Here is a 15,276-nt window from a genome sequence, read left to right on the forward strand (position 1 = left end):
TTTCATAGGCTACTTTACACTATCCAATTATTTTTTAGTTTTTCAATTATTGTCTGAAAACGGCTATCACCTGAAAGTACTGCAAACGCAGGGTTATTTACAATCACATCAGTCATACTTTGCTTTATCGTTTTTTCATCTCGGGGCAGTTGTATTCCCAAATCAAGTTCGTCCAGCCAGTTATCCAGCAGATCAAAGAAATGATCCCCCTGTAGGTGCAGAGGATATATATTTCCTGTGACGATTTCCGTGTATTTTTCCAGCATATCGAGGGCCTCATTGTTTCTTTTCTGTGTAATATACCCTTGAGCAGCGGATATATAGGTATTGATAAAAACTGCCGGATGCAGATGCTTGAAATCGAAGGCTTCTGCTGTTATAAGAGCACGTTTCAGTACTTCATCAAATCTTTCCGGTTCATCTGCACACAGCAGTAGATAATTAGGGAAAAAATTAAACAGGATAACAATATTTTGATAGATTCCAGCCTGTAAAGCAGTTTTTGCATCTTTTATTCTTCCTGTCATTTGGTATGCAGAAGCTAATAGTAATTCAGGAGGCAGTATCTGTGTATTCATTCCTTCAAGCAATTCTAGTGCAGCATTTGGATCATTAGTAGCAATACAACACAATGCCTCCATATACAATGCCTGCTTAGTCAATGACACATCATTGCTTTCATTCTTTACACGGATGAAAAGTTCCTTTGTTTCACGAATCAAGAGTGTCGTCTTGTCCGGATCTTTTGGTAACATGCTATGATTTAATATAAGAATCCCCATTTGCAGCAGCAGAGGAAAACAGGAAAAATATTTTTTTATAATTTGACGACAGTGTCCCATTACTTCGTCAAAGGGTTTTGATGCAAAGTCAGCGGACAGCTTCAGATATAATTTCCGAATATCCTCTTTTGTCATTTGTGGTTCGTAGTCCATCAGATCATCAATGCTGATATTAAAATATGCTGCAAGTTCCGGAAGAAAAGTTATGTCAGGATAGCTTTGCCCTGTCTCCCATTTGGAAACGGAGGCCTTTGAAACCCCTATATAATTAGCAAGTTCATCTTGTGTGATTCCCTTTTCTTTTCGTTTATTCACAAGAACTTTTGCAATATTTATTTCTTTCATAAAAATCACCTCTATATTTATTTTATCCGATAAATAGAAACTTACAATGGATTGGTGATTGATTTTGGTTGAAAAAATCAACCTATGAGATACATAACGGATTAAATATCGATAATAAAATGACGATGATAATTAAAGCTAAAAAATAGTTTCAAATTACAACTTTATAGTTCCTCGGTATATTATTTATGATATCATATATTTAAATTTACTTATGAGGAGTTGAAAAAATTTGAAAATTTTATACGGAACAGGGAATATTGCAAAAATCAATTCTATGAAAAACATGCTGAGAAATTTAGAAATAGAAATTATTTCTTTAAATGATGTCAATTTAAAAGTAGAAAAAATATATGAAAATGGAAACAGCCCTTTGGAAAATGCTAAGATAAAAGCTTTTGCCTATTATAAAGTGTGGGGGAAACCTGTTTTTTCATGTGATTCCGCCTTGTATATAGACAGAATGGATTTTTATCATCAACCCGGCGTTCATGTAAGAAGGATAAATGGCGGAGAATTAAATGATGAGGAAATGATAAAATATTACACTGAACTTGCCTCAAAAGCAGGCGGTGAAGTAAAGGCAAAATACAAAAATGCAATATGCCTGATTTTAGATGAGAAAAAGGTCTTTGAATATGATGGAAATGATATTGCGGAAGAGTTTATCATTACTTCTGAACCACATAAGAAAAGAAAAAGAGGATTTCCTTTGGACTCAATATCCAAAGATATTAAAACAGGTAAATATTATATGGATTTATCTTATTATACCGAAAGCCAGAAGAATATGATAAATGGATTTAGAGATTTTTTTATAAGAAGTTTAGTTCTATAGCGATTTCTATGATATAATAATAAACTGTGTGGAAAATTAGAACTTTAGATTTTACATGATAATGGGGGTTTGCTATGAAAGCTGTTGTGACAATTATAAGGCAAATGGGAATTATGTACATATTAATGTTTATTGGATTTATTGTATATCGAAAAAAAATAATTGATGAAAAAGGTTCAAGGCAGATGGCCAATTTACTTGTTTGGGTAATTAATCCGTTGGTTATGTTGATGTCATATCAGATGGAATTTTCTATGGAAAAGCTGAAACAGTTAGGTATTTCTTTTGCACTTTCTTTAGTTTCCATGATTATTGGCATCATTATAGCAGAGATTATATTTAAAGATAACGGAAATATTGATAAGCTTGCGGTTAGTTTTGCAAACGGAGGATTTATAGGTATTCCGTTAGTTACTAATATATTGGGGGCTGAGAATGTATTTTTTCTGTCTGCCTACTTTGTTTGTTTTTGGGTTCTAAACTATACTTACGGAATTTATAGGATATCGGAAGATAAGAGTTTGGTCTCATTAAAAAAGATACTGGGAAATCCGGGGATCATTGCAATAATTGTTGGATTTTTGATTTTTATTTCTCCGGTTAAACTTCCCAAAATAGTTTATGATGCCTTTAATTTTATCGGAAACACCAATACCCCTATTGCTATGATAGTTTTGGGTACTTATATTGCTGAATCCGGACTGACTACACTGTTTACAAATAAGCGCACATATTTTATTTGCTTTATAAAATTGATTGTAATTCCGCTGATAATGGTAGGAATATATAAGTTGTTGCCGTCTTCTTTGAATGATATCAAAAAAGTTTTGCTTATTGCCATGTCCGCTCCGGTTGCCGTAACGGTATCTATGTTTTCCCAAATATATGGGAAGGATTATAAATATGCCGCACAATTAGTTGGTCTGAGTACTCTGCTGTCGTTAGTAACCATTCCATTGATTATGCATATAGCCGATATTGTGTGGTAAGAATTATTATGTAAGCAGAATTTTTCTAAGAAAGCTGTGAATAAAGTGATAAACATTGGTTTATTATTTTATTCACAGCTTTTTTATGCACTAAATTTATACTATTTTATGTTTTGCTTAGATTTTAGTTATCAGTGCATATAAATTTCTTATCATTCAGACATTTCAACCTTTCGGTACTATGCACTATATTGGCATGATAATTGCTATTTATTATTGATAAATAACAGAAGTATATTATAAGGAGCGAGAATATGACAACGAATAAAGAGGTAGTCTGTGAGGATCTTATATTTTTAGATGTAGATGAAAGCAGCAGAGATAATTTATTACTGAATCTTGGAAACAAGTTGGTCGAAAAGGGATATGTCAAAGAAAGTTACCCTAGAGCTTTAGTGGAAAGGGAGAAAACTTATCCCACAGGGCTTAATACAGATGGAATTCCTGTTGCTATTCCCCATACGGATATGAAACATGTTAATAAGACTTCGATACTCATAGCTAAGCTTAAAAAACCCGTAGTATTTAAAGAGATGGGACTTGGAGTAAAGGATGTAAAAGCAGAACTTATTTTTATGCTTGCTATTAAAGATCCTTCATTTCAAGTAAAGACCTTGGGGAAATTGATGTCAATTTTTTCAAATAAAAAAGAACTTATGAATATATATAATTCTGAAGACAAAAAGGAAATAAAAGAAAAGATGAAAAAAATTTTAAATTAATAATGATAGTGTAAAGTAGCCTATGAAAAACAGAGTCAAAGAAATTAGGCTCAAATGAACCTAGAAAATTGCAAAATATATTTAAACTTGGTGCGCCGCCACCCTTGACAGCATGCCAAAACAATGCTGCGTAATATTTACCGACGGCGAAGAAACTCAAGAACAGAGAATTTATTGTGCCGTCTTAACAATATTGTAGCATTGTATTTGTCCTGCCATCAAGGGCAAGCCCTAAAGGGTGGCTGGATTACCTCTGGCTCTGAAATCTAAGAACAGATAGAAATCAAGATGCAGGATTTTCTTGCATATTGAGAATAACCTGTTGTCCTAGAAAAATCAAAAGTTGCCATTTGCCAGGCATATTGCCAGCATTCTTAAGCATTTCAACTTCATTTAAAGGACGACTCCTTCTATACAGTTCATGAGGACGTAGGAAGTTGTAGTAGGCAACCCAAAGATTTACACCATAATAAGCACCATCATCAGTACCATAACCACATGTAACACGATAAGAGGCTTTAAAAGTGCGGTTAAGACGTTCAATCTTTTGTTTAAAGGGGCGATACTCCTTGGATACAGTATCATCGTTAGTCAGACCAATAACTTGTGTAACATCAAAGTCCCAATCCTTCTCAATCTTAAATTGTTGAGCAGCCAAAGGATAAGCACTGTAACCATCAGATATAAATTTTAAAGCTTTACCAGGGAATTCTTTAAATTTATCAAAAGCCATTCTCATGGTAAGTATACAAGGTCCGACATCACGACTATTAGAGACTTGATAACCAAGAATAGAGCGGGAAACAGTGTCCATGATGAGCCAAACATAACCTTTGAGCCCCTTAATCTTGATATAGGTTTCATCAGCAGCTAGGTTATTTGAAGGATTGTAATCAAAGGCATCCACAAAGGGTTTGATAATAACTGAGGCAGTTCTAGCATAGTTGGCAACCATAGTGTGTGAAATATTGATATTATGAATTTCACGCATAGCTTCAGCAGTTTTGCGAAGGGAAAGACCAAGATTAACATGATAAGTTAAACAAAGCCCCATAATATGAGCATTGTTCTTTCTGTATTTAAAACTTGTAGCCCAAGAAGGTAGCTCGTTCAAATCCATAGAAAAGAAATCTAGCGTAAATTCACGATAGATGTAATGAAGCTTGTATTTGTGCTTCTCACTAGGATCTAAGTCCTTAGGAAGTTGTTTTAAATTGCTTTTGTAATACGAACAATTTTTATTGACACATTTATGCACAATAAAGTGTTTACGGTCTTTTTTAGCAACTAAAGCATGTCCACAATAAGGGCAAATAAGAACTAAAGGAGAAGTTGCTTGTTCACCCGCAATAAAAGTTTGACCACAGACTTTGCATTGGTATTGGCCTTTGCCACCATTGTTATCATAAATGTATTGATGAGGGGCACCACATAAAGGGCATACAATCTCTTCGGGTATAGTTTTGCCATTACGACGCTGAACTGGCTTAATAGGCTTATTGTATTTCCAAAGATAGTATTCGAGCAGAAAACTGTAATCCTGCTTAAAGAACTTTTTGATTATTGGGAGCTTATCTATTTTAAATTTCTGATAAGAAGGACTTTTAGAATCATCAAAAGCCCATTGTTTAAGAGGAATATATTTTGCGATAAATAGGGTTAATTCATAAATTTGATTAAGTAAGTATTGATTATATACAAGTAAATAGGTTATAATTTGAGACATAACAATGATCACCTTTTCTATAAATTTTGTGTGTAGTAACTCAAATTATAACAGAAAATAGGGGGTCATTGTTTTTATTTTATAAAAAACTCTGTAACCCTTGATAATATAAGGCTTTAATAAAAAAAGAGGGGTGTCTTATTGACACTACCTTAATAATAAGGGGGGATTTTTTATGAATAAAATTAAAACAATCTATGTTGCTTGCGGTTCTGGGGTAGCTACTTCCCAGACAGTTGCATCAAAAATATCTTCCATGCTTGAAGAAGAAGGCATAAAAGCAAATGTCGAAGCAGTAGATATTAAATCATTGGAAAATATAATAGATCAATGTGATATCTATGTATCAATAGTACCTCTTGACACAGTACATGTAGATAAACCAACTCTTTCAGGCATACCATTTCTTACGGGAATTGGGATGGAAGAGGAGTTTGAAAAGCTGAAAAAATATATTAACAGTTAAATAAGGGGGTAAATAAATTATGTTGAGAGTTATTAATTATATTTTAGGATTAGGAGCGGCAGTTTTTCTACCTGTTATAATGATAATAATTGGTTTGATTATGAAGATGAAACCTAAAAAGGCTATTATGTCTGGTATTACTTTAGGAATTGCATTTACAGGAATTAATCTTGTTTTAAATTTTATGCTTGAATCCATAAGTCCGGCGGCATCTCAGTTTGTTAAGAATACAGGAATAACTCTTACAGCAATAGATGCTGGATGGCCTACAATGTCAAGTATAGCATGGGCATGGCCTGCAGCAGTAATCATGTTTCCTATTCAGATTATTATAAATATAGTAATGCTTGCTTTTGGATGGACAAACTGTCTTAATGTGGATTTGTGGAATGTGTGGGGGAAAATATTTACGGCAACTATAGTTACATCAATAACAGGTAATATTTTTCTCGGACTTATTGCAGGAGGAATTCAAGTTGTTTTTGAATTGAAGAATGCCGATATAACTCAAAAACAAATATACAGGCTTACAAAAATTCCGGGAGTTGCCTGCCCTCATCAGATGCTCATACAAGGAGCTTTAATGGCTCCAATAAATAAATTATTTGATTATATTCCGGGACTGAGGTCGTCAAATTTAGATGCAAATAAATTGAAAAGTAAAATAGGAATATTTGGTGAAAACAGTGTTATGGGATTTATCGTAGGTGCCTTAATTGCCATATTTGCGGGATATGGATTGAAAGATATTTTAAATACTGCCATAAAAGTAGGCACGGCTTTAGTATTTTTCCCAATGGCTGCTAAACTTTTTATGCAAGCGTTAGCTCCGATAGCAGATGCAGCAGGAAATTATATGAAAAAAAGATTTAAGGGAAGGGAATTTTATATAGGATTGGACTGGCCTTTCCTTGCAGGACAATCAGAATTATGGGTAGCTACTATAATACTTGTTCCTATTGAACTTCTTCTTGCCGTATTTTTAAATAAATTAGGAGCAAATAATGTGCTTCCTTTGGCTTCATTAATAAATATATCCGTTGTAACTCCGGCCTTAATAGTAACAGGTGGAAATCTAATAAGAATGTTGATCATTGGAATAATTTTTACTCCTGTTTATCTTATTGTGGCAACTAATTTTACAAATATAATTACAAACCTGGGACGAAATGCAGGAGCGGTAAAAGCAGGGCAAGTTATTTCTTGGTTTGGGATAGAACTTCCCGAATTCAGATATAGTATTGCTCATGCATTAAATATTGTTCACGGAGATTTTATAGGACTGATATTATTCATAAGTTATATTTTGATATTTATTTGGTACAGTAAATATATGAAAAAGAGGGATGAATCATTTGAAATGGAATCTCAAACAAAATAAAATCAGTTGAGGTGATAAAATTGTTGGATAATTGTAAAAAAGAAGTTTTAAGAATAGCACAAACTGCGGAAAGAAAAGGTCTATGTATTACAAACTCAGGGAATTTTAGCATGAGAGACGTTGAGACAGGATATATTTTAATAACTCCATCTCATGTATCAAGAGAAAATATGTCTTATGATGATATATGTGTTCTTGATATAGACGGAAACATTATAGAGTCGAAAAATGGCAGGAAACCTTCAAGTGAAGTTTTGATGCATCTTGAGATATATAAGATGAGGGAAGATATAAATGGGATTGCTCATACTCATTCCAAATTTGCTACGGCTTTTGCAGTTATGAATAAGCCGATTCCACCTATAGTATATGAAGCGTCGGCCTACGGAGGGACAATAAATGTTTCTCCTTATAGAAGTCCTGGAACAAAGGAACTTGCAGAAAGCATCAAAGATACCTTATCAAAGTCCAATGCAACTCTTCTTCAGTCTCATGGAGCCGTTTCTTTAGGTTCTGACATAGAAGAAGCATTGCTAAATTCCTTTTATGTAGAGGATGTGGCGGAAATTTATTGGAGAATTTTGGCCGTAACCGGAGGAAAAGAACCTCCCATAATATCACAGGTGGAATTCGACAAGTGGAAATATCCCGACCAAATATTGTTTAAATAAAAAAGACACTTTTGTGCCTTTTTTATTTAAATATGGCACAATTTAATATAAAATAGATATTATGTTGAGGGTGGTTTTATGAAAAAGATAGATGAGATACTGAATTATATTAATAAAAAAGCGTCTGCAAATATTGGCAACGATTTCCTTAGTATGGGTACTACGGCCTCTGAAATTGAGAAAGAGTTAGGCATAGTAAGAAATAATGCAAGTACATTATTAAATAATTTATTTAAAGGTAATTTTCTTATAAAAATAAAAACAAGGCCTGTAACTTATATATCTGCTGACATATTCAAAGATGTTTCAAAGGTAAAAAAAATAAAATATGAATATTCCATAAATGAAATAAAAGAAATTGAGAATATGATAAAACAGGAATATGAGGATCCGTTTGAAAACCTTATAGGATATAAGGGAAGCCTTGAAAATCAGATAGAACAAGCAAAAGCAGCTATAATGTATCCTCCTTATGGTCTTCATATTTTGATTTTAGGAGAAAGCGGGGTAGGTAAGACAACGTTTGCCAAGTTGATATATAAATATGCAAAAATAAAGAAAAATAAAACCGAAAACGAGTTTCCCTTTGTTTCATTTAATTGTTCCGATTATTTTAACAATCCTCAGCTTTTAATGGCTCATTTATTTGGATATGTAAAGGGAGCTTTTACCGGAGCAGAGAAGGACAAGGAAGGGGTTATAGAGAAAGCTGACGGAGGAATTCTCTTTCTTGATGAAGTCCATAGGCTACCTTCAGATGGACAGGAGATGCTTTTTTATCTTATGGATAAAGGAGAATTTATGCGCCTTGGAGAAACATCATCCTATAGAAAAGCAAATGTAGTTATAATAGCTGCAACTACAGAAAAGCCTACGGATGTTCTTCTTACCACCTTTCTTAGAAGAATACCTGTAATAATAAATTTGCCTCCTTTTAGGGAAAAGAGCATTGGTGAAAAAATAGAAGTTATAGAATATGGATTTCAGGCCGAGTCAAAAAAACTGAACAAAAAATTAAGCATATCACCTGAAGTAATAAAAACCCTTGCTTTACAGGATACGAAAGGAAATATCGGTGAGATAAATTCTATAATAAAAATAACATGTGCCGAGGCTTTAATGAAATATAAAGAAAATGAAGATAAAATTAGTATTGATTATTTTATGCTTCCCAAATCCATAAAAGTGTCCAGCATAAATATGAAGAGTATAGACAATAAAACAAGGCAGTATTTAAACATATTTGAGAATAATATTGAAATATCTCCCGATTCTTATTATAAAGGATTAAATTATCTGGATAATTCGTATTATGATAAATTGATAGATGAAATTTCTAATGTAAAGAATGATAAAGAGGAGGTAGCCAATAAATTTGATGATATCATATCTTCTTATTATAATGATATCATTAAGAACAATAAATTTGATTACTGGGATACAAAAAAATTATACAATGTAGTAGACAAGAATATTGTAAATTTATGCAGAGATTTTATTAATGCTGTTTCCATGAGATTAGGGCTAAACTATAGTGATAAACTTTTTTGGGGACTATCATTTCATGTGAAAGCCATGGTAGACAGAATTAAAGAGGGAAAAATTATTCATAATGATAATCTTGAAGAGATAAAAGAAACAAACAAGGTCGAATTTAATTTAACGGAAAAATTTGCCGGAAAGTTGGAAAAAATATATAATATAAATATTTCAGAGGATGAAATAGCTTTTATAGTCCTATTGATTATTAATAGTGTGGATAAAAGAGAAAATACGGATAAACCGGGGATTTTACTGATTTGTCATGGGGAAAGCACTGCTACAAGTATGGCTCAAGTTTGTAACAGCTTATTCAATACAAATTTGGTTAAAGCTATTGACATGCCATTGGATTCCAAAGTAGAAGACACATATAACAAAGTTTTGGCTTCGGTAATTGCAATGGACAGAGGAAACGGCATTATTTTATTGGTAGATATGGGTTCTTTGATTTTTTTAGGAGACAGAATACAAAAACAAACGGGAATAAAAGTTAAAACAGTTCAAAACATAACTACTTTAGATGTTTTAAATATTTTAAGATTTGTTTTGTATAATGATGTTAATATAGAAAATATTTTAGAAGACGGAACAAAAAGTTATAGAGTTATATCAAAGAAAAAAGCTATTTTAACTGTTTGTACTACAGGAATAGGTGTTGCGAAAATGGCTGAAGAGATGATAAATAATTTGCTTAAGGAAAATAATATAAGGGGAGTGGAAGTTATTACATCTAATTATGATGAGATTAGGGAAGGCACGGAAAAGAGAAATAGATTGATGAAGGAATATGAATTAATATGTTCCATAGGAGATATTGAACCTGATTTTGACTGCCCGTATTTTAACATAAGCCAGCTTGTAATTAATGAAACCAAGGAAAAAATAATAAAACTTATAAATATTCATATTAATCAAAATGAAAGATTAGATGAAGAAAAATTTAATAATTCCAATATATTTGAGACTTCAGTAAGGCTTCTTGAGAAGAATGTAGTTTTTATAAATCCTAAGATAGCTGTTGAAAAAATTAAAGAATTTATAGATAATATAGGACTAAAATATGGCGAAGAAAACAGCGAAGAAATGATTAATTTAATTTTGCATTTGGGGTGTATGCTTGACAGGTTAATAAGAGGAATAAAAATTATCTACAAAAACAAGGGAAAATTTATTGAAGAGAATAAAAAGATATATACCTTAAGCAAAAAAAATTTTGCTTTATTAGAGAAATTTTTTAATATTACCATAAGTGATGATGAAATATGTTACTTTATAAAAATAATACTTCATATGGTAAATATCAAAAAAATTTGCTCTAAAACTGAGCTAACTGAAAGCAGTAAATAATTGTGTATTAAAAATTACGAGCGATTTTTAATTTTTTTAATCGCCCAAAAGGCAAAAATTACTCCTACTGCCAAACATCCAAGAATAATATAGGAGTACATGTTTATTTGGTTTACAAGCTCTTTCCATTGAGAACCTGCAAATGCACCTAAGAATATCAATACGGAATTCCATACAAATGTACCTATACCGGTATAGAGCAAAAATATCCATACATTCATTTTTGCCATCCCTGCCGGAAGGGAAATGAGGCTTCTTACTATAGGGATAAATCTGCAAAAAAATACGGTTATATTTCCGTGACGTACGAACCATCCCTTTGCTTTTTTGACGTCTCCAATTTTTAAATGAAAAATATGCCCCCATTTGTTGATCCATCTTTCTAAACTCTTTGTATTTACGAGCCTTCCTAAACTATAAATTATAATGGCACCTATTGAAGAACCTATTGTGGCAAACACTGTGGCAATCCATATGTTCATTCTGGTATAATTAGTCATAAAACCGCTTAATGTTAATATTACTTCAGAAGGGATAGGAGGAAAGATATTTTCAAGAGCAATTAACAACATAATTCCGACATAACCCGAAGAGTCTATGATTTCAATAATCCAGTCATCCATTTTATAAAATTCTCCCATTATAAACAAATTTTTAAGATAATATTTCTGTAGTTTTTCTGTTTCAGAAATGATATCATATATTTACTATTTTTATTTTATCATGAATTCCGTGAGGAGGCAAGATAGTTGCAGGAGAAATGTATGGATAAAATAACTGAAATACCAAATTGTGAAAATTGGCAGCGGATAGAACGAATCAACAAAGGTTGGTCTGATGATGTAAAATATCACGTTATAGATAAGGACGGCAATGAGCTTTTATTAAGATTATCCGATATTAGTAAATTTGATAATAAACAGGCCGAATATAATTTTATTAAACTTATTAATAAGCTTGGTTTCTCTATGTCGGAAGCAGTTGATTTCGGAGTTTGTAATGGAGGGAAAAGTACATATATGCTGCTTTCATGGGTTGACGGGAAATCATTGGATGAATGTATTTCATCATTTCCCATTATGGAACAATATGAGTTAGGAATCAAAGCAGGGAGAATTTTAAAACAAATTCACTCAATACCTGTTAATGATAATCTTCCGTTTCATTGGGAAACAAAAATGAAAAATAAAATAGTTTCAAGAATAAATGATTATAAAACTTCTGATTACAGGGTTAAGGGAGACGAAACCGCAATTCTTTATGTAAGAGAAAATATAAAGTTAATTGATAATGTTAAAAAAGTATATCAGCATGGGGACTTCCATATGGGAAATCTGGTTCTTACAGATGATAAAAACGTCGGTGTAATTGATTTTAACCGATGGGATATAGGTGATTTTGTTGAAGAATTTTATAAAACTCAATCTTTTGACAGAGAATCAAGTATTCCCTTTGCAAGAGGAAAAATCGACGGATACTTTGATAATATTCCACCTTTGGAATTTTGGGAAAGGCATGCGCTTTATGTTGCATATTCGTCACTTTTTTCGATCATATGGTCAATACCTTTCGGAAAATCTGATGTTGAAAGTATGATTACACGCTGCCAAATGGCTTTAAATGATTACGACAATTTTAATATTATAATTCCCCGTTGGTACAAAAATATCCTCTGATTTCAGAGGATATTTTTTATTTGGCAAACAATTCTTCCGTTAAATTTTTAATCGTTTTTAATTTTTCCGGAATTTCAATTGACTGGGGACAATGAGTAGCGCATTTACCACAGGCAATACAATTGTTAATTCTTTCAGATTCGGGCACTTTATTATATGATGTTTTATAACCGTCTTTGTTTTTGCTAATTGCATATTCATTATATAATTTAAATATTTTGGGGATGCTCACACCTTGGGGACAAGGCATACAGTAACGGCATCCGGTACAGGGAATGGTAATATTGGTCTTATATGCAGCCACTGATTTTTCAATGGTTTTATAATCTTCTGAGTTTAACGGTTCGAAATTTGTCATGGTGTTAACATTATCAATAATTTGGTCCATAGTAGACATCCCGCTTAAAACAGTCATAACATTCGGCAAGGTTGCTGCATATCGAATTGCCCAAGATGCAATGCTCTTATCCGGTCTTGCCGCTTTAAATATCTTATTTGACGTATCGCAAAGACTTGCTAAAGCTCCGCCTCGAACGGGTTCCATGATGATACAGGGGATATGGCGCTGTTCCAATATTTCATATTGCTGTTTAGCATCCTGTACTTCCCAGTCGAGATAATTTAATTGTATTTGTACTACATCCCATTCATAAGTATCACAGATTTCTCTTAAAACATCGGGGGTATCATGAAAAGAAAATCCCAAATGACGTATTATTCCCTTTTCTTTTTTTTCTGATAAAAAATCATATAACTTAAATTCCTTGCATTTTTTAAAATGCTCTTTTGTTAAGGAATGAAGCAGATAAAAATCAAGGTAATCTGTTTGAAGCTTTTCCAATTGATCATTGAAAATTCTTTCTATATCCTTAGGAGTATCGACCATCCATACGGGCATCTTGGTAGTTAAAAAATAACTGCTTCTGTCATATTTTTTAAGAGCATGGCCTAAAAATTTTTCTGATGTGCCATCATGATACATATACGCCGTATCAAAATAGTTGATACCGTGAGTAATAGCATAATCGATTATTTCCTGTGCTTTTTCATAATCGATATCACCTTTATCGGGATTTATCTTTGGAAGTCTCATACATCCTAAACCTAATACTGAAATAGATAAATTGGTATTTTTGTAATTTCTTTTTAACATATTAATACCCTCCCCTTATATAAGGTAGTGTCAATAAGACACCCCTCTTTTTTTATTAAAGCCTTATATTATCAAGGGTTACAGAGTTTTTTATAAAATAAAAACAATGACCCCCTATTTTCTGTTATAATTTGAGTTACTACACACAAAATTTATAGAAAAGGTGATCATTGTTATGTCTCAAATTATAACCTATTTACTTGTATATAATCAATACTTACTTAATCAAATTTATGAATTAACCCTATTTATCGCAAAATATATTCCTCTTAAACAATGGGCTTTTGATGATTCTAAAAGTCCTTCTTATCAGAAATTTAAAATAGATAAGCTCCCAATAATCAAAAAGTTCTTTAAGCAGGATTACAGTTTTCTGCTCGAATACTATCTTTGGAAATACAATAAGCCTATTAAGCCAGTTCAGCGTCGTAATGGCAAAACTATACCCGAAGAGATTGTATGCCCTTTATGTGGTGCCCCTCATCAATACATTTATGATAACAATGGTGGCAAAGGCCAATACCAATGCAAAGTCTGTGGTCAAACTTTTATTGCGGGTGAACAAGCAACTTCTCCTTTAGTTCTTATTTGCCCTTATTGTGGACATGCTTTAGTTGCTAAAAAAGACCGTAAACACTTTATTGTGCATAAATGTGTCAATAAAAATTGTTCGTATTACAAAAGCAATTTAAAACAACTTCCTAAGGACTTAGATCCTAGTGAGAAGCACAAATACAAGCTTCATTACATCTATCGTGAATTTACGCTAGATTTCTTTTCTATGGATTTGAACGAGCTACCTTCTTGGGCTACAAGTTTTAAATACAGAAAGAACAATGCTCATATTATGGGGCTTTGTTTAACTTATCATGTTAATCTTGGTCTTTCCCTTCGCAAAACTGCTGAAGCTATGCGTGAAATTCATAATATCAATATTTCACACACTATGGTTGCCAACTATGCTAGAACTGCCTCAGTTATTATCAAACCCTTTGTGGATGCCTTTGATTACAATCCTTCAAATAACCTAGCTGCTGATGAAACCTATATCAAGATTAAGGGGCTCAAAGGTTATGTTTGGCTCATCATGGACACTGTTTCCCGCTCTATTCTTGGTTATCAAGTCTCTAATAGTCGTGATGTCGGACCTTGTATACTTACCATGAGAATGGCTTTTGATAAATTTAAAGAATTCCCTGGTAAAGCTTTAAAATTTATATCTGATGGTTACAGTGCTTATCCTTTGGCTGCTCAACAATTTAAGATTGAGAAGGATTGGGACTTTGATGTTACACAAGTTATTGGTCTGACTAACGATGATACTGTATCCAAGGAGTATCGCCCCTTTAAACAAAAGATTGAACGTCTTAACCGCACTTTTAAAGCCTCTTATCGTGTTACATGTGGTTATGGTACTGATGATGGTGCTTATTATGGTGTAAATCTTTGGGTTGCCTACTACAACTTCCTACGTCCTCATGAACTGTATAGAAGGAGTCGTCCTTTAAATGAAGTTGAAATGCTTAAGAATGCTGGCAATATGCCTGGCAAATGGCAACTTTTGATTTTTCTAGGACAACAGGTTATTCTCAATATGCAAGAAAATCCTGCATCTTGATTTCTATCTGTTCTTAGATT

The 15,276-nt window shown here is 32.7% G+C and carries 13 protein-coding genes; 9 read left to right on the top strand and 4 right to left on the bottom strand.

The window, feature by feature from the left end; translation table 11 throughout:
- Positions 1 to 14: 14 nt before the first annotated feature.
- Positions 15 to 1,127, bottom strand: coding sequence for a helix-turn-helix domain-containing protein (locus EQM13_RS05335; RefSeq protein WP_128752146.1), 1,113 nt, complete (start codon positions 1,125 to 1,127; stop codon positions 15 to 17).
- 232 nt (positions 1,128 to 1,359) lie between these two features.
- On the opposite strand from EQM13_RS05335, the gene EQM13_RS05340 reads away from it, so the two are divergent.
- The 3 genes from EQM13_RS05340 (at position 1,360) to EQM13_RS05350 (ending at position 3,676) form a co-directional block, all read left to right on the top strand.
- Positions 1,360 to 1,965, top strand: coding sequence for a non-canonical purine NTP pyrophosphatase (locus tag EQM13_RS05340; RefSeq protein ID WP_128752147.1), 606 nt, complete (start codon positions 1,360 to 1,362; stop codon positions 1,963 to 1,965).
- Between the two features lie 74 nt (positions 1,966 to 2,039).
- Positions 2,040 to 2,954: an AEC family transporter gene (locus EQM13_RS05345; RefSeq protein ID WP_114217876.1), complete on the top strand. Its 915-nt coding sequence runs from the start codon at positions 2,040 to 2,042 to the stop codon at positions 2,952 to 2,954.
- A 254-nt stretch (positions 2,955 to 3,208) separates the two neighbouring features.
- Complete coding sequence (locus EQM13_RS05350; protein ID WP_128752148.1) at positions 3,209 to 3,676, top strand: PTS sugar transporter subunit IIA; 468 nt, start codon at positions 3,209 to 3,211, stop codon at positions 3,674 to 3,676.
- A gap of 283 nt (positions 3,677 to 3,959) precedes the next feature.
- On the opposite strand, the gene EQM13_RS05355 is transcribed toward EQM13_RS05350, so the two are convergent.
- Positions 3,960 to 5,402, bottom strand: a complete 1,443-nt coding sequence (locus tag EQM13_RS05355) for a DDE-type integrase/transposase/recombinase (RefSeq protein WP_128752149.1) — start codon at positions 5,400 to 5,402, stop codon at positions 3,960 to 3,962.
- Between the two features lie 175 nt (positions 5,403 to 5,577).
- Between EQM13_RS05355 and EQM13_RS05360 the strand changes: the two genes are divergently transcribed.
- The 4 genes from EQM13_RS05360 (at position 5,578) to EQM13_RS05375 (ending at position 10,809) form a co-directional block, all read left to right on the top strand.
- Positions 5,578 to 5,868, top strand: coding sequence for a PTS sugar transporter subunit IIB (locus EQM13_RS05360; protein ID WP_240662997.1), 291 nt, complete (start codon positions 5,578 to 5,580; stop codon positions 5,866 to 5,868).
- Between the two features lie 19 nt (positions 5,869 to 5,887).
- The gene (locus EQM13_RS05365) at positions 5,888 to 7,249 is read left to right on the top strand and encodes a PTS galactitol transporter subunit IIC (protein WP_128752150.1); all 1,362 of its coding nucleotides are present in this window, start codon (positions 5,888 to 5,890) and stop codon (positions 7,247 to 7,249) included.
- A gap of 23 nt (positions 7,250 to 7,272) precedes the next feature.
- Positions 7,273 to 7,920, top strand: a complete 648-nt coding sequence (locus tag EQM13_RS05370) for a class II aldolase/adducin family protein (RefSeq protein WP_240662998.1) — start codon at positions 7,273 to 7,275, stop codon at positions 7,918 to 7,920.
- Between the two features lie 78 nt (positions 7,921 to 7,998).
- Positions 7,999 to 10,809, top strand: a complete 2,811-nt coding sequence (locus EQM13_RS05375) for a sigma 54-interacting transcriptional regulator (RefSeq protein WP_128752152.1) — start codon at positions 7,999 to 8,001, stop codon at positions 10,807 to 10,809.
- Positions 10,810 to 10,823: 14 nt separating this feature from the next.
- On the opposite strand, the gene EQM13_RS05380 is transcribed toward EQM13_RS05375, so the two are convergent.
- On the bottom strand, positions 10,824 to 11,432 hold the full coding sequence (locus EQM13_RS05380; protein ID WP_128752153.1) for a DedA family protein: 609 nt from the start codon (positions 11,430 to 11,432) through the stop codon (positions 10,824 to 10,826).
- A gap of 126 nt (positions 11,433 to 11,558) precedes the next feature.
- Here EQM13_RS05380 and EQM13_RS05385 point away from each other — a divergent pair, with 126 nt between their 5' ends.
- On the top strand, positions 11,559 to 12,485 hold the full coding sequence (locus EQM13_RS05385; RefSeq protein ID WP_206172851.1) for an aminoglycoside phosphotransferase family protein: 927 nt from the start codon (positions 11,559 to 11,561) through the stop codon (positions 12,483 to 12,485).
- A gap of 16 nt (positions 12,486 to 12,501) precedes the next feature.
- Here the strand turns inward: EQM13_RS05385 and EQM13_RS05390 are convergent, their stop codons facing one another.
- The gene (locus EQM13_RS05390) at positions 12,502 to 13,638 is read right to left on the bottom strand and encodes an aldo/keto reductase (protein WP_114217862.1); all 1,137 of its coding nucleotides are present in this window, start codon (positions 13,636 to 13,638) and stop codon (positions 12,502 to 12,504) included.
- 175 nt (positions 13,639 to 13,813) lie between these two features.
- Here EQM13_RS05390 and EQM13_RS05395 point away from each other — a divergent pair, with 175 nt between their 5' ends.
- A complete protein-coding gene (locus EQM13_RS05395; RefSeq protein ID WP_128752149.1) occupies positions 13,814 to 15,256 on the top strand; it encodes a DDE-type integrase/transposase/recombinase in 1,443 nt (480 codons plus the stop codon).
- The last annotated feature ends 20 nt before the right edge of the window (positions 15,257 to 15,276 follow it).

Source organism: Acidilutibacter cellobiosedens, from assembly GCF_004103715.1.
Classification (GTDB): domain Bacteria; phylum Bacillota; class Clostridia; order Tissierellales; family Acidilutibacteraceae; genus Acidilutibacter; species Acidilutibacter cellobiosedens.

Excerpts from the sequence above, each read along its gene's own strand:
- EQM13_RS05375 (WP_128752152.1), top strand. The coding sequence starts at position 7,999 with ATGAAAAAGATAGATGAGATACTGAATTATATTAATAAAAAAGCGTCT.
- EQM13_RS05335 (WP_128752146.1), bottom strand. The coding sequence starts at position 1,127 with ATGAAAGAAATAAATATTGCAAAAGTTCTTGTGAATAAACGAAAAGAA.
- EQM13_RS05390 (WP_114217862.1), bottom strand. The coding sequence starts at position 13,638 with ATGTTAAAAAGAAATTACAAAAATACCAATTTATCTATTTCAGTATTA.
- EQM13_RS05355 (WP_128752149.1), bottom strand. The coding sequence starts at position 5,402 with ATGTCTCAAATTATAACCTATTTACTTGTATATAATCAATACTTACTT.
- EQM13_RS05380 (WP_128752153.1), bottom strand. The coding sequence starts at position 11,432 with ATGGATGACTGGATTATTGAAATCATAGACTCTTCGGGTTATGTCGGA.
- EQM13_RS05395 (WP_128752149.1), top strand. The coding sequence starts at position 13,814 with ATGTCTCAAATTATAACCTATTTACTTGTATATAATCAATACTTACTT.
- EQM13_RS05360 (WP_240662997.1), top strand. The coding sequence starts at position 5,578 with ATGAATAAAATTAAAACAATCTATGTTGCTTGCGGTTCTGGGGTAGCT.
- EQM13_RS05345 (WP_114217876.1), top strand. The coding sequence starts at position 2,040 with ATGAAAGCTGTTGTGACAATTATAAGGCAAATGGGAATTATGTACATA.
- EQM13_RS05365 (WP_128752150.1), top strand. The coding sequence starts at position 5,888 with ATGTTGAGAGTTATTAATTATATTTTAGGATTAGGAGCGGCAGTTTTT.
- EQM13_RS05350 (WP_128752148.1), top strand. The coding sequence starts at position 3,209 with ATGACAACGAATAAAGAGGTAGTCTGTGAGGATCTTATATTTTTAGAT.